Genomic DNA, 24,218 nt, shown 5'->3' on the forward strand with positions numbered 1-24,218 from the left:
TTGAAACAAAGCCGCTTGGCGTTGGGAGGAGATAAACGAGTGGCTGAGGGACAGTTCTGGGACTCCATTTACCGGAATATAAATTCGAGGCAGGTCCAATACGATTTGTGGCTAGAACCGTTTTTAGCGGAGCTGGCGCAATCGAAGGACACACCTGTAATCGATTTGGGCTGTGGCGCCGGCAACGATACGCTCTATTTGACAGAACGAGGCTTTTCCGTAATCGCCTGCGATCTTTCCCCGGAGGCGTTGAAACGTGTGAAAGAGATTGCGCCGGCAGCGGATACGCGGCTGGTCGATCTGCTTGATCCGCTTCCGTTCGCGAGCGGCTCGGCACATGCGGTAATCGCCGATTTAAGCTTGCATTATTTCGGCTGGGCCGATACGGAAAGGATCGTTTCGGAAATTCGCAGAGTGCTGAACCCATCGGGTATGCTTTTGTGTCGGGTGAACTCAACGAAAGACGTCGAGTACGGCGCCGGCCGCGGCACATTGCTCGAACCGAACTATTACGAATGGGACGGCAAGCGCAAACGTTTCTTTGACCGACCCGCACTCGAGTTATTGTTTCGGGATTGGGACATTATGCTTGTGAACGAGCAGACGATGAACCGTTACGACAAACCGAAAGTCGTTTGGACATTGGCGGCTCGCAATAAATAAAGATAGGGAGATGGATGGGGACATGGAAGCTTTAGTTCAAAGCTATGCGGAAGGCTACGATCGGCTAGTTTCGGCGATGGAAGGTTTATGCGAGGAGCAGCTCGTCTTTAAACCCACAGCGGACAAGTGGAGCATTAAAGAAGTGGTCATTCATCTTTGCGATGCGGAACTTATTGCTATTGAGCGAATGAAGCGCGTCATTTCCGAGGATAACCCGTCGCTGCTTAAGTTCTATCCTGACGCATGGGCCTCACGGCTCGATTACCAAGCGCTCGATATGTATACGTACCTGTTTTTGTTCCGGGCAATGCGGGCTTCCATGACCCCGATTCTTGAAAATTTATCCGATGACGCGTGGCAGCGAACCGGAGTTCATAATACGGCAGGCGAACAAACGCTGCAAGACATAGTGCAAATGTTCGTCCAGCATGTAGACCGGCATATAAAGCAGATCGAACGGAACAAACACGCTTATGCCGTCCAACGCGGATGAACGTGCCGTTCCCCGGAAAACGGCTAACTTGCAGAACGTATTTACGCATTCCAAAAGATGTGCTATAATACAATAAATAGTAAATTTGCAAGCGGAAGCACCGCTGTGTCAGAACGTAATGTTCTTTCATAGCGCGTGCTTTTTTTTGTTGTCCCGGGAGGTGGAATTGGAGAAGCTTTGCGACTGTAAACCGTCTGTGGAGAGGGGGAGAGGCAGACTGCTTGCGCAGTGCACGGGCATCATGCGTAAGCGTTCCATTGTGAACTGATCAGGCATTCTAGGTGCTGACGAATAAACAGCAAACTAATTTTACATGGGAGAGGAGAAGTGTGCGTTATAGCGAAAATGACATTATTGCTGCTCGACTCCGATGCGTATTTTGGGGACATGCTCTCCGCATATATTCGTTCCTCAGACTATGCGGCGCGGTTTACGATCCGCTGTTTCAGGTCATTTGAACAAGGGATCCGTTTTGTCGTGGAGACGAAAGAGCCTTTCATTTTGTTAATCCATGAGTCGTGGCTGCCATTGCCTGATGAAGTATACCGCATCAAGTTGGGCTGTACTGTAATCATTAGCAATCAACAGGCAAGTCAAGGGTTGCTGGAATACCCGGTGCTGTGCAAATACCAGCCGCTGGATCAGCTGTTATCGGCCGTCATCGCCCATTATAACGAATATTCCGTTTCCGATCCGCTTCGAGGGATGAAGGGAACGAAAGTGGTCGCGGTATATTCAACGACAGGCGGCGCGGGCAAGACGCTAACGGCGGTGCATTTGGCGCAGCAACTGACACTCCAAGGGGAACGGGCTGGTTGTTTGAGTCTGGAGATGCTGCCGTCGAGGGCATGGTATCCTTCGGAAGGGGCAGCATCCTCGGAAGCCTTCTCCAGCCTGCTTTATTATGCGAAGACGAATCCGCAGCAAATCGCAGGGAGGCTGGAAAAGTGGAAGCTCAAGCATCCGTCGTTCAAATTCGATTATATCCCCCCGACCGCCAATGCAGCGGAATGGAGGGAGATGGACGGTGCGGATGCGAAGGCGATGATCGGCGGTATTGCGGCAGCTGGCATGTACGACGTGCTCGTCGTAGATCTTGACTCATTTCCGAACGAGGTTACGCAAGGCGTGCTGACATTGGCCGACCGGGTCATATGGCTCTTACTTGACGATTACGTTTATTTGCAAAAAACGGAGGAGATGCTTGAACGTTGGAAACGGGATATACCTGCTCTTCCGGATGCGTTGAACAATAAACGGATTTTCGTACAAAACAAACGAACGGGAGATCCTTTGAACGATTTTAACTGCCTCGGCTTGACCGTAGACGGTATCCTTCCGTATGTTCCCGAGTGGAAAGCTTTTACGCGTGTGGAGCATATGTACAATTCCGCATTTGCGCAAGCGGCCGCCGAGCTGCTTGTTTCAGGCGGAAAAGAGGTGGCGCTCGCATGTGGTCCGTAGAGTCGAAACAGGCGTTGAAGCAGCGGATTACCGACAGCATCGATTTTAATCATTCTTTATCCGACGAAAGCTTGATAGAAATCATCGAGCAGGAGGTGTTCGATTATTCCCGTATTTCCTTTCTGACCGCCGGTCAGAAGCAGCAGTTCGTGACGGAGCTGTACAATGCCTTCCGAGGCTTGGATGTATTGCAGCCGCTTGTGGACGATCGTTCGATTACGGAAATTATGATCAACAGGTATGACCAAATTTTTATCGAGAAAGACGGCCAAGTGCTGCAAACCGATATTCGCTTTGAAAGCAACGAGAAACTGGAAGATACGATCCAAGCGATCGTCGCCAAAGTGAACCGAATGGTGAACGAGTCCAGCCCCATCGTTGACGCCAGACTGAAAGACGGCTCGCGGGTCAACATTGTGCTGCCGCCGATTGCTATGCACGGTCCGGCGATGACGATCCGCAAATTCCCGGAGCATCCGCTGACGCTCGAAGATTTGACGGCAAAAGGGGCGTTAACGGAGGAAGCGGCGGCGCAACTGATCCGGCTGGTGCGGGCGAAGTACAACATTTTTATCGGCGGGGGGACAGGCTCGGGGAAAACGACGTTCCTTAATGCGCTCGCGCAGTACATTCCTCCGGACGAACGGATTATCACCATTGAAGATTCGGCTGAACTGCAAATTCGCGGGGTTCCGAATGTAGTCAGCTTGGAAACGCGCAACGCCAATACCGAGGGGAAAGGGGAAATTACGATTCGCGATTTGATTCGCTCCTCGCTGCGAATGCGCCCGAACCGGATTATCGTCGGGGAAGTAAGGGGAGCGGAGGCACTGGATATGCTGCATACAACATCTATAAAATAGGACAATATTAAAAGGAGAACATATGAGACGATATAGAAAACCTTTGGCGCATGATGATTTGGCTCGATACATGTACTTCAAAGTTCCTGTTAGACTCACATTCTACGATATTGTAGAAGATGGGATAATTGAATTTCATGATGATTTTATAGTTAAGATTAATGGAAATTACTTTGTTAAAAACGCTTGTTCTTTTTGGGCGTGAGGGTATCATTCAGATTCATCATGTTCAAGTTCTGCAAAATCTGATAGGTTTGGTTCAATACTAGAATATTTTACCAATGATTCTAGTTTTTCATCTGTGAGTTCGTCCGATTGATCATGAATGACGTTGGCTAATCTTTGTTTGAAATTTGTTCTGCGTAGTTCGTTTACATTCTCACCCATGAAATTAAACTCGATGGATAGAGTATGCTTCTCACCAAAGTCAACTCCTTCTTCAAATGGTTCATCAAAAGTGGTTGCAACGATTCGATCAATGAACTTTCTCAGGACTGCATTTGTTAGGTTGTCTATGTCAACGTCATTCAAGGATTTTGTGAATTGTTCAAACTTTAGATTAGTTTGTGCAATTTCGTCTTCGATGTACAAAAGTCTATTTAGCTTTGATTCCGCATCATATAATTTGTCGGCAATCCTTTGACTTCGTTCATCGTATTGCTTCTCATCCATTTTCTTTCTCGCAAACAGATAAAAGTTGGCTTCCTGATCTTCTTTCAGTAAACCAATGTCAGCCTTTATGTTGGAGATTCGTTCTTCCAGATTAGTTGTATTAAACCTTGTATTCAATATGGAATTTAGATAATACTTAGCTGTTTTTGGGCTGTTCTTGTAATCGGTGATCTCATTCTTAACATACTCAATGAGTTTTTCTTCATGTTGCAGGTTTCTATGTTTGCACTTGGATTTTCCAAAATTATCATTGTTACGGCAGAACCAATAGATGAAAGTGTTTTTGTGGTTCTTCTGTACTTTTCTACGTAAGCTACCGCCACAGTTACCACACTTTAATAGGTTCGAGAACAAGTGTTTGTTTGAGTGTCGGCTATCTCCTCTAACGATAGTTCGAACTTTTTTTGTCGCTTCTTCTCCTTCATCGTTCTGGACAAGGACATTCCTGTATTTGAAGTCACCAAACTTCTCGAAACGCTTTTCCTTCTCCATTTGTGCGAGGCTAAAGGTTTCGTCGTCAATAATTCGCAAGGATTCGTCATGTGTAACGACTTGTTCGTTTCTTGGTATTGTCTTAACAATGTTTCTGTTAATGTCTACCTTTTGCGTTCGATGAAGGCGAATTTCACCTGTGTAAACTGCGTTTTTAAGTATCTTGGAAATAAGGCTTTGGTCAAAAATCGTCTTACCGCTTTTGGTTGGTACACCTCGTTCATTTAACAATTTGGCTATGTTTCTTAGTCCCATACTTTGATGTAGATATAAGTCAAAGACTTCTTTCACGATTTTTGCTTCTTGTTCGTTGATTATGAGTTTACCTTCATTGATGTTGTAGCCGTATGGTTCGCGTCCACCCCAAATACCGTTCTTGTACCCTTGCATTTTTCCAAATTGGACGCTCACACTTTTCGCTCTTGACTCTTCCTGCGCCAACGCTGAAAAGATGGTGATCTTTACATCGTCTGAATTATTGAGTGTATAGATGTTCACATCTTCAAAGAAAACACCTACGCCGATTTCTTTGAGATCGCCAATGTATTTTAGGATTTCTTGTACGTTTCTGCCGAAGCGGCTGATATTTTTGCAGAATATAATGTCAAATCTTCTTTCTTTCGCATCTTTAATCATTTGTTGAAATGCTTTGCGATGCTTTGCCGATTTTGCACCAGAAAATCCTTCATCAACATAGTAGCCAGAAGTCTTTTCAGCAGAACCATCACGTTTGCAAAATATTCCGCAGTCGGACACGATTTGATATTGGTGTTTCTCTATATACTCCTTGAAAAAGTCAATCTGTGATGTAATAGAGTTCTTTTGTTCTTCTGTGTCAGAACTTACCCTTGCATAAAAAGTCGCTAGCATTTAATACCCCTTAACTTATATTTAAACACGTATATATAATAGGAATTATATCGGAAGTTTATTTATTAATAAAGTGGTGTAACCTCTTTTTAAGAAGGGAAATTCATCATGACATTTTTTGGCGTAGCTCGTTTGATTAAGCAAAAATAAAACAAGGTTCAATTAATGGGCTAGAATAAAAAGCTTCACATTGAACTTGATGAGCCACCTCATAACGCTTGTTACAGGCCGCTCAGCGCCATTGTAGCTTATTTTAGAACATAGACGATACCCAACATGCCTTACCGCAGCGAAGCCATAAGAGCCGAAATAGAGAGTCTGAGGAAGGGGATAGATGTCTGTTAGCGTCATCCATACAGGAGGGTGTAGAATGAACAAGGAGAGTCACCCAAGCCCCAAAAATGGTGAGGGTGACTTTTTATATCAGGAAGTCTTACGTGGGTAGTATTTTCAATGGCCTAAAACCCATCTGAACTTCTGTTTGGAAGGTTAGACCAGTAAGCTTGAATTAGCTTAATTTAGATCAATCCTAGAGCCTTTTAATTGAATATTTCCTTTAGCATTAAGGCTGATATCTCCATCTATTTCGGCATTTAAACCTGAATCATCAAGGATAAAGGTACTTCCGCTTGTGTGTTTTAATAGAATGGTATTTCCAGACTCGTCAATCGAAATGCTAGAACCTGATGAATGTTGTAGATGAATTGATCCGTTCTCAGACTGTATATCGATTCCCTTGCCATAAAGTCTAACCCGTTCATTAAGAGATGAAATGTTTAAACCAGAATCATGAAGCCTTATTTCTCTCAAATCACCACTATTGCTTGCATTATATCTAAAATGAAATTCTGTAGGGGTTTTATAAATATAGCCCCGCGCACTATCTCGATAATCCGGTGTATTTATTAAGCTTCCATCTCCTGAACCCCAAATGCTATATGGATATGATGCTATTCCAGAACCTTGAAAAGCTATTTTTAACTTCTCATCATAATCCATGTCATAGCTGTATGCCACATACGGAGAAATATCATTAGTCAAGTATTCACGCGAAGCATCTTTCCAATACAGTAGCCTTCCATTAGAGTCTGTTGCGGGGGTCTTAGATGTAATTTTTCCTGTTACCCACTTTGACTCGTTATCCTTAATATCAATGAAATCAACATACTCTCCAATATCAGCGTCTTTAGTTAAGGTTTTAAGATGGTTTACAGTCAAATTTGCAATATAACCATCTGCCGCGGTAATAGTATTTGTAATTACATGTTCAGAACGAATTACTCCGGCACCGATGATATCGAATTTATTAAGATACAACTTTCTTTCACTGCCATCAATTAACATGTCACCGTTATCAGAAATGACCTTTAACCTGATTGCTTCAAGGTCTTCTGCAAATAGTTTTCCGTCCAAGCCGACATAGAATTTTTTCTCCCAAGATGGATTCGAAGCTGATCCTACGTTTCTTTCGATGCTTATGCCTTCGGTGGCATTAAGCTTTGTTCTATTCAACATGTTGCTTCTGGTAACTACAATACCGTTCTCAGCATCAATTACTGTGTTATTGTAATTCCTGCCCAACTGTAACGAACTTTTTTCTAGGAACTCTGCAAGTTTAACTCTGGCATTTTCGTATGCCTTATAAAAATCCTCCCATTTGGCATGAAAGATGGATCGAGTTGAATTTAAGTCTTTTACAATATTTGTTGTCGCATTCATATCAGCAAATACAGGAGTCATGTAATTTGTCAGGGTATTATAGGAATCATCTAGTTCCTTCCCTGCGGCCACCAACTGATTTCTTGCATAATCCAGTCCATAATATGATGATTCCCTGTCATAGAAAACATTTGATGCATTATTTTTTATTTGTTCTATTAGTGTTGTATATTGCTTTGTTATGCTCTTGTACTGGTTGGCTAACGTTATCTTTTCAGTCGACAAGATCACATCATCAAGAATTATGGAATCCAAAACAGTGAAGTCGAAGTTAAGGGCATTAGCATCGAGCAATACTCCACCCTGCTTAGTTTCAATTCGCAAACGCTTAGCAACCAAGTCTTCCGCGATCAGAGTACCATCCTCATATGTTGAGTTTCCGATGGAAGCATAGACTTTGTTAGTCCAATGGTTATTCTCCCATTTTTGCAACGCCAAGCCGTCTGTAGCATTCATCCATGCTCTGTACTTTCCATCGTTTCGGAGAGCAATGAAACCATGATTGCCAATAACAATGTTATTATAGAATTGCCCCATGTTCAGGCCAGAATAGAACTGTGCATCTTCGATTTTATTTCTTAAATCCTTCTCGGCATCATAATAGTTCTGGAACTTCAAAATAAACTCTGCTCTGTCGTCAATAACACTTGTCATTTCTGTTAATGGGTCGTTAATGTCAATCGTTAATGGGCCTTTGTTTGTAATCTTGATAAACTGTTCCATATAGGTTAGCAATGCGTTATAAGCAGCAGTAAGGGGTGACGTTGAGTACAGTTCGATTTCACTAGGAACTTTCGTGAAGAATTGTGCTGACGTATCAAACACAGCATCTCTATCAGATCGCATATACTGATTGGCCTGTTCGATCATTCGTTTGTATCCTGCTTCTATCTTGTACAGTTCAGTGATTATTTGCATTTTTTCGAGAGTTGTAAACTTGTTGTCCATGACTATGGTTTGAAAGTCGCCAATGTCGAGATAATTGTTTTCAGCATCAAGAATTGTTTTCCCAATACTGTTCACGATCTTAATATTTTCAGCAACTAAATCATGAGTATAAAGCGTTCCATCTGTATTAGCCCAAAGAACCTTTTCCCAACCAGAAGGGAACGTATCTGTGTCGAGATTCTTTCTTTCAATCGCAATACCTTTACAGTCAGTTAGGCTTACTTTTGTGGTGTCGTTGAAAGAGACTAAACCGAAACATTCATTTGCTGCGCCATCGTCTGAAACAAGCCCCATCTTCATCACGAGCTTTTCGTTTCTATCGAAGATTTCACCCTTGGAGCCTTGCCATTTTACGATACCATGTTCATCTTCAATAGCGAGGTTAGTTCCCATTATAACCTTGCCATAAATTCTTTCACCAACTAATAAGGCAGCTTCGACGATATTTTTTCTGAAATATTCAAGCAAGTGAGAGGCCGTCATAGTTTTTATGTCTGGTTTTTCATTAATTTTATGTGCAAGATACTTGCTTACACCAGATTTATTTACTTTATAAACTGTTAATGTTCCTCCAACAGCTTCGTATGAAATTTCATCGAATGCCCTAATAAAGATGTTTGGAATAGTATTTCCTTCGAATAAAGCTTCGCAAGCTATTTGATATGATTCTTCTGTTTTTACCCCTGCTGTAAGGATGTTTAGACCACCGAATGGAATATTGGTGTATATTACTGGATCAAAATTGTTATAAGGTGATAATTGATGCACAATCGTCTGTTCATCATTATATTCAGCAATTAGAATTTCCACTTTTTCGCCGTTGTAAGACTCTACCAGAAGTTGTTGTAGGGAATTAACATTTCTATTAAGGGTTAACCCAAATTTATCCATTAGCGAATAACAAAAGTTCATATCTCCCGAACAAAATACAATCAAGTTATCGAAATGATGTAACTTAGTCGCCTGAGTGTTTAATCTATACAACTGCCCATCTAAGGATATTGAAGTTGCAGAGTCTGCGGCGAAAAACACGGAATCTTTACTTTGAATCACAATTAAACTGCTCATTTAAGCACCTCCTACGTTATTTGGTAATTCAAATGGTTTCATGCCCAGGCCAGTTACCTAGAAATGAAAGCATTAATTCTTCTCATTAATTCATCAGACACAATATAATCCGATCGATTGATCCACCGACTCAAATGTTCCCTAGAAACACCGCATTCATTTGCAATAAAAGTAATGGAAGTTCCATATTTTTTCTTGAAACATAATAAGGTCGAGCGCAGTTCATCAGCATTCAAGGCTGCTACCTCCTTTCACAAAGTCGTGATACCATGGTTAAAAATAAAAACTCTCCGACTATGCAGAGAGTGGTTCATTACTAAAAGTCATTAAGGAATGTGAAGTTATTCTAAATCGGTAATATGCCATAGGTTATTTAGTAAGAGTTACTGTTGTACAAGCAGATTACATTGGTTTTCAAATGTCCTCCCTCATCGAGTCCATGCTACCCTTGCGATAAATTTCATCTTGCAAGTGAAAAGGCTTTGGACTTTTGACTTTGTAAGATGATCGGACTAATGGACGTTTAGCCTCAATATATTTTTTGTAATCAATAACATTGGTGTCAGTAAGCTTAACTCTATTTCGTTTCATGCAATCATTTCCTCTCACTATTAATTTATGATTCATGAACATGCGTTTGCTAGTCAAATTCATAGGGTAAATAAATGTGTTATCCATAATTACCGCTACTGCCGCGAAAATCATCATCGTTATTGCCCTTTATCTTATCCCAAAGCTCATGGTTACCCTTCATTCTGAGAATGAGTCTCTGGAAACAGTTCATCTAATAACTTTTCAATTTTTTCAATGGCATCCATATCCTTCATGTCATAATATTCTTCTGAGCAGTTGCCACATTTCCCCCCGCGAGTCTTTATTGATTTAAACCGCTTGTTTTTCGATTTAAGTTCAATATCAATGTCCACATTAGGTACTTCAACACAACCACACATAACACATTCGGAAATATTGAGTTCCCCTTTAGCGTAATCTGGTTTTAGCATTCGTTTTTCATGTAGCATCTTTTGTCGTTCCAATTCCTTTTTACCAAACGCTATCTCAAATAGTTCCTCATAGCTTTTCCCTTCAAGTGGATTTGGAGAGATTTCCTGTCTTGTGACAAATGACAATTCAAAGTCAGCATTTGTGATAAACTTAATTGTTTTCTTTAGCAAATCGTACCTAAGTTGCAACCATGCGGTATTTAATACTGAATCAGAACTGATGATTATTTGATTGTCTTCATTTATGTCTTCAATCCTTATTTTACCGTCTAGCCACCAACCAAGTTCATCTTTGGGTATACGGCTTCGAATAGCTTTGAGGAGTTTTGATTGAAGTTGACTAAGATACTCGGATTTCAATTCGACTTCGTTTGCCCTAGCTTTATCCCACAATTTGGGTAAGATTCTTTCGAAATTCTCATGTATCCTTTTCCTTCTCTCGTCATTGTTATCAGCCATAGTCTCGCTCCTTTACATGTAGGTGAATTTGTAATTTTATCACTTCTGATTTAATCTTGACACGAACCAAGATTTACTTTGTTTTATTAGATCGATTGTTTCGCTTAGTTGAAAAATCTCTTTTGTCTTAACGCTTCCGAACTGTTCTATTACAACAGGTATGTTTAAGTTCATCTTCAAAGCATTGTTTATATAGACGGGGTGAACGTTGCCATCAGGCTCAATTCTCGAATTAATTTTTTCTACCCAATTTTTCGCAAGAATTTCGATGTAACAGGCATTTACTCTGTTTATATAATAAAATGTAGTCATTCTGTGTTTTTCAGCAATGTATTGAACGGCATAATTCCACTTCTCGATTGAGATGCCATGTCTTTCACCATATCGTTCAAACCATATAAATGGATTCATTGAACCTTTAGATGAGTTTATGGAGCGATCAAGTGGGATAATGTTTGCGTATGTATTGCCACCAATACCGTACTTACGTACAGTTCGTCCCCAACTAATTGGGATAAAATGATCTTTACAAAGATTTTGGTACTTTCCAGTTAAGGCGCAGTCATTCTTGAAATGATTAAATACCTCTTCTTGTTGGTACCACCTTAAAGTATTAGGTACTTCTCTTAATAATCTTTTCCTCTTTGCTTGCGAAATGGTTGATCTGCTGTACTTTTCCATCGTGATGTTACCTCCAAGGTGATATTAAAAGCACTTGCAGGATAATAACATGGGATTACTTTTATGTAAATAAGTGCCAAAGAAAGTATTGCTTACTAATAGAGATACATTTAATTGTTGTATACATTGAGAAGACTCTGAGGTTGCAGTTTTGATCAAGGAGGGCAAAGTGAGATGCTCTAGGATTCCTCCTGAGTGACTTTTTCATTCTCTTCGCATACAACAATATAGGATTGTATCGGTCACTCCTGTGTTCGTTAAGAGGACTAGGTGCTTGCCGCGGGAACTGTACTAGGAACTAAATGGAATTTATATTTTATTGAGAAGTCATGAATCAGCAGAAAGAATTTTGGAAGGGAATAGTTTTTATTGCGCTATGGGGGGAGATTACGGGCTATCACTCAAAAAGGATTCTTGATATTTCATAGCGTTCAGTAAACATTGTACGATATTACCTACAATAGATTAATTCTCTCTTTACTATCTGGAACTTAAAAGGTTATAAGCATTGCAAGCACTATGTACTCAATCAGTACAAGCATCAACCAATGATTGACCAGTCAGCTTGTGCGTCGATTACATAAACAGCATCAACGCACAAGTAACATTCAAATCAGCCAACCAAACTCTCATATTGTTTTCTTGGCAACAATTTCCTTAATTCTTTATTGTCGAAGAAGAACAACATGCACGACTTAAAATCGTGTGATTCATTAATCGTCAACACATTTGAATCATCAACAATAACATCAATATTCAAGCGATACAGATTAGGTTTATGCCGTTGCAATCCTTTTCCACTTACTGGCTTTCTGTTGCGTGCAACAGCTTCGATGACACCTAAATTGATTAGCTTATTTACTTGGTTTCTTGCTGTTTTCTCATCGACACCTGTTGCTGATGCGATCATTGAAAACGGCATATAAAAAACGCCTTGCATACTTGCATGGCGTTTAGAGTGTTTCAGCAGTGCATATGTGATTAGTTTCTGATTTTTCTGAGGACACTTATCAATAATCCATTTTAATTCGTTTAGATTAACTGTCAAGTCTTTGTTAACACCGCTTAGATTATAATCCTTCTCATAAACATCTCGAACGATTAAATCAATGTCCTTGTAACAATCGCTTAACTTCGTTGTATATGAATCAGGGTTTTGCGCGTCCATCCAATCATACAATTCGTTTTTGCAATCGTCTCGCTCGTATCCACAGTATTTGAGATACATACAAATTAAAAATGTTGAGTTATGTCGGCTACCTTGTACTTGTAATCCTTCTGTTAGAAGCTTCTGCGCCCGCGAAATCGAGTAATCTTCTGACTGTTCATGATTCGCCAGTGGTACAAATGGGCTGATCGCATCTTGTGCTTCAATGAACTGCTTTGTATCAATTTCATCTAATTCTGATTCAGCAATTTCGATAACATTTAATACTTGCGTACTTGGTATCTGCGTTATCTTCAACAGATACTTTTCACTCTGTTCTTTGTTCATGACTCTTAATCCCTCTACGACACGACAGAAGCCACAAAAATTCTTTGTTACTTGATGGATTCCAAGTGGCAGTTTAATTCCTTGTTTCTCACTAACGCGAAATTCTACTTGCCCCTGTGTGTGTTGTTTAACATCTGACTTCTCAATCACATAGTCAAAGAATTTCCTTGCATGTTTTACTGTAATCTTATCTTCAAAGAATATATCAATGTGATAACCCTTTGAACCGCTAAAGCTGATGTGATGGTCGATTCCAAAAGAATTAAGTGTATATGCGATCTTATAAGTAATCCATTTAGCCATTTGATTGTCATGAAAGTCTACGTCAAATGACATGAAGATACTACCGAAATCACCTGCGAATGTTCCGATGGTAAAGTTACCATTCAAATGGTTTTCTAAATGCCAATCTGACAGCCTTATATCTTTTTTCTTGGTGTACTGGTTCGGATGTCCTGCGGTAACATGACGCCATGTACCTCTCTTACTTTGTGACAGATATTTACCTCTTTGAACTATATATAAATCACTTAGTTTCTTGATTACTTCCTTTTGCATTAATCAACGCCCCTTTGAATTATCAATTGTCTTTTTGAATTATCAGCATGTAATTACATGAGAAAAGGACTCGACAAGTCACCTTGTTAAGTCCGCTTTAACTCAAATCCTTGTTCACGATATTCGTCTAACGCAGCCTGTAACGCTTTATTGAGTTTGAACTGCCAGAACTTTCTCATTGTTTTTGCGTGATAAGCGCAGCAGATATAACTGAACCCTTTATTTTTCAAAAACATTTGCATGTTTGTTGAGTAACAGAAGAAAAACTTATCGTTCATCTAATTTCGCTCCTTTGGCTTCACAAATTAAAGTAAAAACCCCATGCACGATTTTCGTATTTGGGGTTAAAGAGAAGATAATCTATGTCACATTGGACAGCCCAATGATTGCTTGTGAATTGTTGCTATGATTATTTCTTGTCTAACTAACTTTACGCTCCCCGATTCTCGGAGAGACCTTCACTTCATATAGTAGTTAATGCCATGAAATTTACATTAATCTGGTTACTACGTTAAACTGTAATCTTAATTACTCGGTTAGTGTTATTATGAATGAACGATATTTTTGCTCTTTGTCTTTTTGTAGGTTAACAATTTCATTCTCGTACATTGATAACATAGGTACAGAAACTCCTATGATTTCAGCGAGGGCTTTTAATTTGATTTTTTTCTGATTGCGTAGTATGCGATATGAGTGTCTTAGACTTAAATTTAACTCCATTCAAATCCCTCCTCAAAATGTCTTCTTAACTAATTAAGTGATTTGACCTTAATTTGTTAAGCGATTTTGGCAGAGCGGATTTCTATAATCATATATGCGATATTTATGGTATTATATTGAACGATATCTATTAAATACTTGGTATTATATTTACCTTAAAAATTAGGAGAATCTGAATGAACAGAAAAACCATCATTGCATCAGCACTTGTGCTGAGTTCTGTATTCACTATGGGGGCTTTTACAGGGGTAATGGCTGATTCCAATTTGAAGGAGATTACGGCATATATTAATCAATCCATGAACATCAAGCTCCAAGGTAATCAATTCGTTCCTAAAGATAGTGATGGAAATAAGCTGAGTCCAATAATTTACAATGGCGACTCTTATCTTCCTGTTCGTTCTTTAAGCCAAGCATTAGGTGTTTCAGTAAATTATGATGAGAAAACAAGTACAATTATGCTAGGTGAGCATGAGGGGAAAGGGGAAAAGCTTGTAAAATTTAGAGTAGGCAGTAGTTCCACTGCTGTATCTTCAAGAGATGCAGATATTCTTTCGATTCATGGAGAAAGAATAAACGAGGGATTTTACTCGTTAAAACCGCATGACATTCTACCAAGCACAATGAACTTTAGATTAAATGCAAAGTATCAAAAGCTTTCGTTTAGAGTTGGAGTAGTTGGTAGCGCGGCTACTATTGTTGTGTCAGATCAGAAAAACAAGGTTGAATTAAAGAAATTTACAGTGAGTGAATCAGATCAGTTGAAACAAGTAGAGATATCGACCATTGGTGATGTAGATTATTTGGATATACATATCTATGGAACTACGGATAGTAAGAGGGTAAATTTTACAACTGAAAAAGTTATCATTACAGATGCCGTTGTATATTAGCAGTATTAGAAAGCGAACTCATCATAAAGAGTTCGTTTTTTTATTAACAGGGTAACGCTTCTACGAGAAGATACAGAGTTTAGGTGAATAACAGCAAGAAATATACTACTATTTTGAATTAACCTTTCGTATCGTTAAAGATAATTAATGTGTTTCTGTGGGGTAGTGTACGCTATAGAAATGCATAATACGAAATCTTAAATACTGTAAAACACCCCCCCACGGTGCATCACTTACATACATCCGATAGCCCTATCTTGGCTTTGATATTGTAAAATACTAGCACATCATCCACAATCGTTTATAATAATGCTATGTTAATCTTTGAAGGGGCCGAAATATACATTAACTGTAAAAAGGATGATTCCCGAATATGGAAGATAATCTAAGTAAGATTATTGAAAAGTACCTAAAAGGCACGTTGGAGGTTAAGGCATTTAATGCATCGCTCGATGTGCTGGCATCGACAGCCAACCCGCTTCGTTTCTCTTTTTTCTCATTGGGGATTAGGGAACTCGTAAACCACATCGTTGATCGTTTGGCTCCAAATGAAGAAGTTGTACAATGTTGTTGGTGGGATGACAATAACGGAAAAAGAACAACTCCAAAGCGGACGGAAAAAATGCAGTACGCGATTCGCGGGGGACTGTCTGACGAGTTTGTCTCAGACGTTCTTGAAGTTGATCTTGTGTTAATCACGAACAGAATCCATCAAGTAGTAGACGAACTCAGTGAGTACGTTCATTACGACGAAAGTACGTTTAATATTGATCATGCGAGCGGGAACAAGCTTGTTGAAGACACACTGTTAGTGGTGAAGCGATTCTTCGAGACGATTGAAGAACTTAAAGGAATTGTATCTGATGCACTGGAAGAATCCTTGAACAAAGCAATTTCCATAGCAACAATTGATGATGTGTTGGTTGAAGTCGACATCTTATCCACGCATTATATTGTCGAAGGAAGCGATATTACCGAAATCGTTGTGCGGTCAATCGATCATGAACATATCGATGTTCAAGTAAGTGGTTCGGTTGATATTGAACACCAATATGGCTCTGATGGTGACTACGCACGCGGGGATGGCGTTAGATTTAGTGATTCCTATCCATTCGAAATCAATCTCCAACTTGATGTCGAATATCCTTTGGAAATCAATATTGAGACAGATGACATCATCGTTGATACGGACAAATTCTATGACAACTCAGAGGAGGAAGAAGAGGATGATTGGGCAGATCACGACATGGAGGAAGCAACAGGGGAAGATGACAGAGAAGACCCTGACAGAGATATACACTTTTAGTTAGAGGGATGACAACTTCATGAAGATCAAACGCTTTTTTGGACTTAGAGTTGAAACGAGATGCGATAGATGTCATGAGAAAATAGACTCTACCTCTGACATCTATACACTATGTAAAGATTGCTTTTCTATTGACTCAAAAATGATTAGGCAACATGAAACAAAACTTGATTATCAGCGCATGGTTGCAGGACGAACATGCATTATATGTAAGAAGACCCTAATCAATACGCAAGTTAATCATACTTGTTGGAGATGTGTTTCACAGCACAACGATAGAACACACAGCGGTTGGTATATTAATAGCGACTATGACGAAGGTACCAAGTTATATCGCAGTTGTATTTGTGGTGATGTCCTTGTGATTACAATCGGGAAACCGCATCAATTTGAATATTACAGGGTGGGAAATACAAGACCAACCACAGTATCCTATCCGTGTAGCAGGGAAATCAAAAAGCATGGAGAATGCGAACATAATTGGATTGTCCTAGCTGAAAACGAAACCCCATATAAAGAAGGGTTAAGGAAATACAAGGAATACAAACAAAATCCTGCGATGGGTTTACTCCTAGAAAGCGAAGATGATTATGTGCATTTAGCTTTTGGGTCAACAAAATTTTGGTGTAGTCATTGTGGACTGTATCATGATTTGTCACCCAGTAAGGTGAACCTTCTTCCAGCAATAGGCTACATTAAACACGACTAATTCATTATCCATTAAGGCAACATTCTGAAACTCCTGCTCACCTTTAAATACTCTCATTCGAAACTTATGCCTTTTGACAATGAGTTGAGGGAGAGAGGTCTTCTGTAGATTGAGGGAAGAAGGTTACGGGGGAAAAAAATTTATGAAGATACTATAGCATAATATTCCCAAATCATGGTATGGTTAAAATGTCCTAGGTAAATGCTGCAAAAGAGAATTGAATGTATGCGGGAGGTGAACTATGACTACAAGAGTCCCGATCAAAAAGGAGTTACTAATTTGGGCTTATAATCGAAGTGTTCAACGGAATAACTTGCACAAAAAATTTAAGTTTTTAGATAAGTGGTTGACAGGAGAAAAGCAACCAACATTTAAGCAACTTGAAGATTTTGCTGCATCCACAGCCACTCCTTTAGGGTATTTTTTCTTGATGGCACCTCCTGTAGAAACGCTACCAATTCCACATTACAGAACACTAGAGGAAGGCGACAACGGACAAGTAAGCCCTGACCTGATAGAAACTTTACATATCATGCAGAGAAGGCAAGACTTTATGCGAGACTATTATGAGCAATATGTTGGAACAGAACTAGAGTTTGTTGGTTCTCATCGGGGTTCTAATGCGGCTCATTTAGCAAATACTATTTTCGACCTATTAGGATTACAACAAGATTGGGCACGTCAACATAAGACTTTTCACGATGCATTAAAATTTTTATCTTCAAGATGTGAAAAGAATAGAATTATTGTAATGCAAAATGGAATTGTAGGTGTCAATACTCATCGTCCATTAGATGTTTCGGAGTTTAGAGGGTTCGTATTAGTGGATAATATGGCACCCTTGATTTTCATTAATGCAGCCGATACAAAATCTGCTCAAATTTTCACTCTTATACACGAAATAGCGCATATTCTCTTAGGTTCAAGTGCAGTCGTTGAGGCATCGCCTTTAAATACCCAAAGTGCAGATGTTGAGAAATTATGTAATGAAGCAGCGGCAGAAATGTTATGTCCAAAGGAGTTATTTTTGAAACAGTGGAAATCTCTTTATCCCAATGCTGTAATTTATGAAGCATTAAGCAACATATTTAAGGTCAGTCCGATTGTTATTGGAAGAAGGGCGTTGGAATTAAACTGCATTACTAGAGAAGAGTTTTTTAGCTTCTACAATGATTATTTGAAAAAATTAAAAAATCAGCAGCCGAAAACAAATTCCGGGGGCGATTTTTATAATACAACCATAAGCAGACTAGGGAACACTTTTACAAATGCAGTTATTTATCAAACCCTTACAGGAAATATTCAATATACTGATGCATTTAAATTAACTGGATTAAGAAATAAAACGTTTGAGAACTTTGTTTCCTTAGTGAGAGAAAGGGGTGTATAAAGTTGTATGTATTAGATGCGAATGTATTCATCAGTGCACATAGAGGGTATTATGATTTTGATTTGGCACCAAGTTTTTGGAAATCCCTAGTTAGCCATGCTAGCCAAAATAATATCCGCAGTATTGACAAGATTCAGGATGAGATTATTTCTCCTAACCCGAAAAATGCAGATAGGTTGCATTTATGGACTGCTGAAAACTTTAAATATTATTTTGAGAGAACAGACTCCCAAGATGTAATTGATAATTATGCAGAAATACAACAGTGGGCATATAGTAATCCACAATTTACACCCAGTGCAAAAGAAGAATTTGCTCGAAATGCGGATGCCTGGTTAATTGCCTATGCAAAATCTAAAAAATATACGCTCGTCACACATGAAGCATACAATCCCGAAATGAGAAAGAGAATACTAATCCCGGTCGTATGTAGAAAGTTTAATGTTGATTATGTAAACACTTTTGAAATGCTGCGAAGTTTACAGGTTAGTTTTTAGCTATTATTAGTGTATAGTTTGGCTCTAAGTACCAACAATTTAAAAACCACTCCATTTTGGTTTTGTCTTATTTACAGATGTTTATTTTATGATCGAACTTTACTTTGTGCTTAGATACGGTGAACCGTACTATAGGTTAAAAATACAAGTCATTCCGCTAACGAGAAACGATAGTTAAATGAATCGAATGAACCGCTCAACAAGGGCGGTTTTTCTTTTGGTCGAAAATCAACATCAAACGAATATACGACCTTTAGTAAAAAGGGATAAAGTCATCAATGAGTAATGGTGTGACTGGTTGCTCTGTCCGTCCATAAAGGTACACCATTTTGGAATCAATAATCGACGTTCAAAATGGTATTGGTTTATAGTTTATGGACGTCCATAAACAAGTAGTATGCATTTTGACCTTTACGGACAATCGTGTTAAAATTGAAAATATAGAAGTTGACCAAGAGGAGGGAAAAACACAATGAGTGAACAAGCAAATAGCAAGGTTTTCGCTTATATCCGTGTATCAAGTAAGTCTCAGAAACTGGATCGGCAGATGGATGAGATGTTGAAGCAAGGCATCTCTCCAAATAACATATTTAAAGATGAAGCATCTGGTAAGGATATGGATAGAATTGGATATCAATACATGCGTAACCAATGTTTGAGAACTGGTGATACACTGGTCATTAAGTCACTAGACCGTCTAGGACGCAACAAAAACGACATCAAGTCTGAATGGGCTTACTATAAGGATATGGGTGTTCGTGTCCGTATCCTAGACATGCCAATGCTAGATAAGTTCTACAGTGAGCATGGTGCTAATAAAGAGTTAATGGACAGTATCGGTAACATCATCTTTGAATTGATGGCATGGCAAGCACAGGAGGAGCGTGAACGTATCAAGCTTAGACAAGCAGAAGGTATTGCATCAGCTAAGCAACGCAATAAGCATTTAGGTAGACCTAAAGCTGACCTAAGCACAATCGACGCTGATAAGTTTGCGAAAGGTTATGCGGAATGGAAAGCAGGAAATACGACTGCGGTAGCGTTTATGACTTCTATTGGGTTGAAGAAGTCTAACTTCTACAAAGTGGTCAAAGAATACGAACAATCCTTATAAGTGCTTATAGAGTTGAAAACTAACTCATGATATATTAACCAGAGAGTAATAGAGTCCGTATAATGCCATCTCATACATCAATTAGACGGGGGCGAGATATGAAATGAATAAACGTATGTTACAAAAGTATTATAGAGGTATCGCTGTTATAATCACTATGTTATTCCTGTTTGTAGTTACAAGTAGTGGATTGGGAGTAAAAACTCTAACTACATATGCGTTCATTTTGGTTATTTACAATGTTTTCGTAGCTACAAAGATAAAGGGTAATACAATCAATCTTGATACAATTGATTATGCCTTAAATACCACAAAATATCTTCAGTATTTTACTCTTGGGTTTCTTACTGTTATTGATAATAAATTTATCAATAACATACTTGAACATGACTATACACTCTTAACTTTTTTTGTGGTATCACTCTCTTTTTTAGAAGCTATTACTGGATATCTAGGTTTAAGAAAAAGAAACAAAACATGAAATAGGTGTATATTCAACAGGCTGAACTCTCGTGAGACTTTTTCTAACACAAAAGAAGTTAGGCATTTCTTTGTGTCGTAAGAACTAAAACCTCAATACTTTACTATGCTCTTGGTCAGTTCATGTCTGACACTTTTCTCAATGGAAGATTGATTTTATTTAGTCAGTGGTAATCAACTCTAATCGCTTCAATTATGTGTTTGAACATTTGATCTTTCATTAAATCGAATATTTGATAGAAAGGCACTCCGTTCGAGCGAAGTGTCTTTTTTATATTTGTTATTTGATAAGCTGTTCCTAGTCCAATGAAGTCATAGTTTTTTCTTCTCTTCACATCACGCAGAATTTCCTTGTCGTTTGTACTGAGACTCTCTAGCTTAGAGTAGCTTGGAACGAAAATATGCTTATCAATCAAAGATTCAAGATAAGAAAAGTCCATATTAACCAAAGGCATCTTACTTTTAGGGCATAGACGAATCTCATATCTAATCCAGTTGTTGTCATTTACTTTTTTGCCCTTTTCTTCCAGTTGCTTTTTCTTGTCGTACAACAATGATCTGCTGTCATTCCTGCGGCTGAACCAATAAACATTTCTATCGTATGTATTCTTTATTGCATTTGCTCTAGCTAGTACGAAAGTGTTAGACATTTTCACATTGAAGTCATATGCAATGTCTAAAGCGGAAATAATCCAGTCTTTTGTTAGTGCTAGGACTTCTTTTATTGGTTCAGTCAGTTCATTTCGATGACGTTTGGTATTGATGATGAGTTTTACTTTCGGAATGTTTCTTACTATAGGGTCAACATAGATTGTGAAGCCGTTATTGCTGAACTTGCTACGGTAATAACGACTGGATTGGTTGAAAGGAAACATTCTTTGCAATCTTGAAGCAATGCCCATGCTGTCAACAGCTAGATATAGCCTATCAATACTTACATTCTTAATTGAAAATCTATTGGTCAGTTCATTTAGGTTTAGATCATTTTGATTCATGCGAAAATTGTCACATCATTTCTATAATTTTTATTTATATAATTGTCTAGCCTTATCAGTTGTATGCTGCTCTTAATATTACGGAAATCTGGAAACTAACCGTAATTGTCATAATGCTCTCGCTCACATATCGTTATCAATTACTTTTTTATATAGATCAATATGAGTCTGTGACATAGCATTGATTGTACCATGTTCATACTTACTGATGCTAATAGCGTCACAGCCAATCCGCTCTGAGATTGACTTGACACTGATTCGTTTCCTCTTGCGCTTAGTTATATAGATACTTCTGTCTTTAATCTCAGCCAATGCAATCACTCCTTATATTTTGTGATATAAAACAAGCAAAATCCTCAAACACGATTGTTCGTGTCTGAGGATTAAAGAAAGATAATCTATGTTAACATTGCACTTTGCCAATGATTGTTTGGGACTCGATTAACCAGCTTGTGAACGCTCTAACTTCCAACGATTAACATGTGATATTTTACCTTGTAGCACGTTATAGATAGTGTTCATACTCACGCCAAGTTCCCTAGATACTTCTGTATGTGACTCAAACTGAATTTGTTCTCCTGTCTCAATGTGAGTAGCAACTATTGGTTTGTTACTCTTCTGCATTAGTCCATGTGCTAGGGCGTGAGCGATATTCTCTTTTGGAGTCATCCAATTTAAGTTTTCTAGTCTATTATCCAATTATTACCGTTTTCATGATTGCATTGCTCTTTGTTTTCCGGATTAGGAATAAACGCTATTGCAACTAACCTATGAACAAAGAACTTCTTTGCCTTTTGATCTTTCTTAGACAGTTCAACACTCATATATCCATTGCGTAGTTGCTGTCTCAGAATCTTTTCTTTACGAGAAATACTATTGCTAAGACTCTTAATTCGTCCATGATTTGATACCTCGTATATTCCCTCATAATTTGTTACTGGAAGCCATGCTTCACCTTGTAAATCCTCATTATGATTTTCATTTACCTTGCTGTTTGTCATGATAACGCATCTCCTTTTGTGTCGAATTGTTGAGGAGGGAACGACAAATAGCCCTTACCATGTCTGGCAAAGGTTTTCGGTATATCCTGTTTTCAGCCTCACTCACTAAAGAGATGAAATGATGACTTTTTATCCTATCTTGGCAAAATAAAACAATTTCGAACAATTTACTAGAGAAGAGGAATCACGCTATAGGCGCTGTATAGATCGCCCTCTCAGACTCTCTACAATGGCTTGTAAGCCGTTATTGGCATTTGGAAGTGGATAGGTACCAAAACGATTCTAGGCGTCTTGAAGAATGGAAGAAATCGTAATCGGACTAGATTTAATTTTTGTAGCCGATACGGAAAAGACACCTTTCCATATGCCCTATTATATAGACGTTTTACAGGCGATGAACACGGGACACGACGGCAGTTTGTCTACCGGCCATGCGAACTCCGTCAAAGATATGCTGAGCCGTTTGGAAACGATGGTGCTGGGCGGGGCGGCCAATTTGCCGGTGGAAGTCGTTCGCAAGCAGATTACGTCATCGATTGATGTGATGGTGCATCTTCAGCGGTTGCGCGACCGCTCGCGGCGCGTGACCGAAATAACGGAAATTGCCGGGATGAAGGATGGCGAGATTCAGCTGAATTCGTTGTACCGCTTTGTTGAGTCAGGGACGTCGCTTGAAGGGAAAGTGGAAGGAGGATTGCGGCGGACCGGACAATCGATGCAGCGCGTATGGAAGCTGGAAATGGCGGGGCTCGCATGAACGAGGCATCGCTTTCGCTGCCATGCAGCGATGAATAAACGCGGAGAAGTTTGCGGAAGGAGGTTGGCGTTTGAAGTCCAATGTAATAGGCATGCTGCGCAACGAAGCCATGCTGCTGCGCCCTGGTAAACGCGGAGCGGAGTCAAAAGCGGTGCTGCCCGATTACAACAGCTACACGATGTCCGTAAGCCAACTGCTGTGGTCGGCTTTATGGGGAGCCGCGGTGATGGGCGGCATTGCATACGTGTTCTACAACCGCCCGCTAGCCGTCATTGTGTTTGCCCTCATTGGAACGGGTTATCCGTTCATATATCGCAAAGGGTTAATTCGGAAGCAAAAAGACAATGTGAAATTGCAATTTAAACAGCTGCTGGCAGCGCTATCGTCGGCGCTTGGCGCCGGAAGATCCGTAGAATCCGCGATGCAGGAGGCTTTAAACGATCTTCGTCTGTTATATCCCGATTCCGGCGTTATGATCATCCGAGAACTTGAGGTGATGAATCGCAAAATCGAGAACGGAGAAACGGTGGAGGCTTGCATGATCGGTTTCAGCCGTAGAGCGGGAATCGCGGAAATCGAGCAGTTTACCGATGTATTCGTGACATGCAAGCGGCTGGGCGGAAGTCTTGTGCAAGTCGTGCGCCGTACGGCGATGCTGCTGCAGGAGAAGCTGGAGATCGAGCAGGAGACGAAAGTGTTACTTGCACAAAAGCGGTTCGAAGCCAAAGTGCTGACCGCTGCGCCTCTGGTAATCGTGGCTGCGCTTGCCTGGAGCACGCCGGATTATATGGAGCCTTTGTACACCGGAGGCGGTCCGCTCATCATGACCGGTGCACTCGTCGTATTCGCGGCAAGCTTCTTCATAACGCAAAAAATTATGGACATAAAGGTGTGACACCGTTTGTGG

At 39.7% G+C, this 24,218-nt stretch carries 20 protein-coding genes and 2 pseudogenes; 13 read left to right on the top strand and 9 right to left on the bottom strand.

Annotated features, from left to right (window positions below):
* Positions 1–39 precede the first annotated feature (39 nt).
* From ACFQI7_RS12965 to ACFQI7_RS12980, 4 genes and pseudogenes are all read left to right on the top strand, one after another.
* The gene (locus tag ACFQI7_RS12965) at positions 40–663 is read left to right on the top strand and encodes a class I SAM-dependent methyltransferase (protein ID WP_218100441.1); all 624 of its coding nucleotides are present in this window, start codon (positions 40–42) and stop codon (positions 661–663) included.
* Positions 664–685: 22 nt separating this feature from the next.
* Positions 686–1,156 carry a DinB family protein gene (locus ACFQI7_RS12970; RefSeq protein WP_218100440.1) on the top strand — a complete coding sequence of 157 codons (471 nt, stop codon included), beginning with the start codon at positions 686–688 and terminating at the stop codon, positions 1,154–1,156.
* Between the two features lie 327 nt (positions 1,157–1,483).
* Positions 1,484–2,620, top strand: a complete 1,137-nt coding sequence (locus tag ACFQI7_RS12975; protein ID WP_218100439.1) for a P-loop NTPase family protein — start codon at positions 1,484–1,486, stop codon at positions 2,618–2,620.
* Positions 2,608–3,462, top strand: a pseudogene (locus ACFQI7_RS12980) (CpaF family protein); the annotation flags it as partial. The gene ACFQI7_RS12975 and the pseudogene ACFQI7_RS12980, both read left to right, overlap by 13 nt.
* Before the next feature lie 231 nt (positions 3,463–3,693).
* Here ACFQI7_RS12980 and ACFQI7_RS12985 read toward each other — a convergent pair.
* The 7 genes from ACFQI7_RS12985 to ACFQI7_RS13015 form a co-directional block, all read right to left on the bottom strand.
* Positions 3,694–5,517: a recombinase family protein gene (locus ACFQI7_RS12985; RefSeq protein ID WP_218100437.1), complete on the bottom strand. Its 1,824-nt coding sequence runs from the start codon at positions 5,515–5,517 to the stop codon at positions 3,694–3,696.
* Positions 5,518–6,030: 513 nt separating this feature from the next.
* Complete coding sequence (locus tag ACFQI7_RS12990) at positions 6,031–9,252, bottom strand: DUF4097 family beta strand repeat-containing protein (protein ID WP_218100436.1); 3,222 nt, start codon at positions 9,250–9,252, stop codon at positions 6,031–6,033.
* Positions 9,253–9,995: 743 nt separating this feature from the next.
* On the bottom strand, positions 9,996–10,715 hold the full coding sequence (locus tag ACFQI7_RS12995; RefSeq protein WP_218100435.1) for a hypothetical protein: 720 nt from the start codon (positions 10,713–10,715) through the stop codon (positions 9,996–9,998).
* A 39-nt stretch (positions 10,716–10,754) separates the two neighbouring features.
* Positions 10,755–11,396 (bottom strand): hypothetical protein, encoded by a 642-nt coding sequence (locus ACFQI7_RS13000; RefSeq protein ID WP_218100434.1) that lies wholly within the window; start codon positions 11,394–11,396, stop codon positions 10,755–10,757.
* 613 nt (positions 11,397–12,009) lie between these two features.
* Positions 12,010–13,449 carry a TOTE conflict system archaeo-eukaryotic primase domain-containing protein gene (locus ACFQI7_RS13005; protein WP_218100433.1) on the bottom strand — a complete coding sequence of 480 codons (1,440 nt, stop codon included), beginning with the start codon at positions 13,447–13,449 and terminating at the stop codon, positions 12,010–12,012.
* An 86-nt stretch (positions 13,450–13,535) separates the two neighbouring features.
* Positions 13,536–13,727 carry a hypothetical protein gene (locus ACFQI7_RS13010; RefSeq protein ID WP_218100432.1) on the bottom strand — a complete coding sequence of 64 codons (192 nt, stop codon included), beginning with the start codon at positions 13,725–13,727 and terminating at the stop codon, positions 13,536–13,538.
* A gap of 250 nt (positions 13,728–13,977) precedes the next feature.
* A complete protein-coding gene (locus ACFQI7_RS13015) occupies positions 13,978–14,169 on the bottom strand; it encodes a helix-turn-helix domain-containing protein (protein ID WP_218100431.1) in 192 nt (63 codons plus the stop codon).
* A 176-nt stretch (positions 14,170–14,345) separates the two neighbouring features.
* Here ACFQI7_RS13015 and ACFQI7_RS13020 point away from each other — a divergent pair, with 176 nt between their 5' ends.
* The 7 genes from ACFQI7_RS13020 to ACFQI7_RS13050 all read left to right on the top strand — a co-directional run bounded on the left by ACFQI7_RS13020 (position 14,346) and on the right by ACFQI7_RS13050 (position 20,559).
* Positions 14,346–15,062: a stalk domain-containing protein gene (locus tag ACFQI7_RS13020; RefSeq protein ID WP_218100430.1), complete on the top strand. Its 717-nt coding sequence runs from the start codon at positions 14,346–14,348 to the stop codon at positions 15,060–15,062.
* A 373-nt stretch (positions 15,063–15,435) separates the two neighbouring features.
* Positions 15,436–16,368 carry a pPIWI-associating nuclease domain-containing protein gene (locus tag ACFQI7_RS13025; protein ID WP_218100429.1) on the top strand — a complete coding sequence of 311 codons (933 nt, stop codon included), beginning with the start codon at positions 15,436–15,438 and terminating at the stop codon, positions 16,366–16,368.
* Positions 16,369–16,387: 19 nt separating this feature from the next.
* Positions 16,388–17,077 carry a hypothetical protein gene (locus tag ACFQI7_RS13030; RefSeq protein ID WP_218100428.1) on the top strand — a complete coding sequence of 230 codons (690 nt, stop codon included), beginning with the start codon at positions 16,388–16,390 and terminating at the stop codon, positions 17,075–17,077.
* A gap of 241 nt (positions 17,078–17,318) precedes the next feature.
* On the top strand, positions 17,319–18,467 hold the full coding sequence (locus ACFQI7_RS13035; RefSeq protein ID WP_218100427.1) for an ImmA/IrrE family metallo-endopeptidase: 1,149 nt from the start codon (positions 17,319–17,321) through the stop codon (positions 18,465–18,467).
* A gap of 2 nt (positions 18,468–18,469) precedes the next feature.
* Positions 18,470–18,964 (top strand): DUF4411 family protein, encoded by a 495-nt coding sequence (locus tag ACFQI7_RS13040; RefSeq protein ID WP_218100426.1) that lies wholly within the window; start codon positions 18,470–18,472, stop codon positions 18,962–18,964.
* Between the two features lie 472 nt (positions 18,965–19,436).
* Positions 19,437–20,078 carry a recombinase family protein gene (locus ACFQI7_RS13045; RefSeq protein WP_218100425.1) on the top strand — a complete coding sequence of 214 codons (642 nt, stop codon included), beginning with the start codon at positions 19,437–19,439 and terminating at the stop codon, positions 20,076–20,078.
* A 103-nt stretch (positions 20,079–20,181) separates the two neighbouring features.
* Complete coding sequence (locus ACFQI7_RS13050) at positions 20,182–20,559, top strand: hypothetical protein (RefSeq protein WP_218100424.1); 378 nt, start codon at positions 20,182–20,184, stop codon at positions 20,557–20,559.
* A gap of 163 nt (positions 20,560–20,722) precedes the next feature.
* Here the strand turns inward: ACFQI7_RS13050 and ACFQI7_RS13055 are convergent, their stop codons facing one another.
* Positions 20,723–21,553 (bottom strand): replication initiation factor domain-containing protein, encoded by an 831-nt coding sequence (locus ACFQI7_RS13055; RefSeq protein ID WP_218100423.1) that lies wholly within the window; start codon positions 21,551–21,553, stop codon positions 20,723–20,725.
* Positions 21,554–22,236: 683 nt separating this feature from the next.
* Entirely contained in the window at positions 22,237–22,554 is a 318-nt protein-coding gene (locus ACFQI7_RS13060; protein ID WP_218100422.1) for an NUMOD4 domain-containing protein, read from the bottom strand.
* 376 nt (positions 22,555–22,930) lie between these two features.
* On the opposite strand from ACFQI7_RS13060, the pseudogene ACFQI7_RS13065 reads away from it, so the two are divergent.
* Both ACFQI7_RS13065 and ACFQI7_RS13070 read left to right on the top strand, forming a co-directional pair.
* A pseudogene (locus ACFQI7_RS13065) lies at positions 22,931–23,311 on the top strand (ATPase, T2SS/T4P/T4SS family); the annotation flags it as partial.
* A 70-nt stretch (positions 23,312–23,381) separates the two neighbouring features.
* Entirely contained in the window at positions 23,382–24,206 is an 825-nt protein-coding gene (locus ACFQI7_RS13070) for a type II secretion system F family protein (protein WP_230415201.1), read from the top strand.
* Positions 24,207–24,218 lie beyond the last annotated feature (12 nt).

Source organism: Paenibacillus allorhizosphaerae (assembly GCF_042659105.1).
Taxonomy (GTDB): Bacteria; Bacillota; Bacilli; order Paenibacillales; family NBRC-103111; genus Paenibacillus_G; species Paenibacillus_G allorhizosphaerae.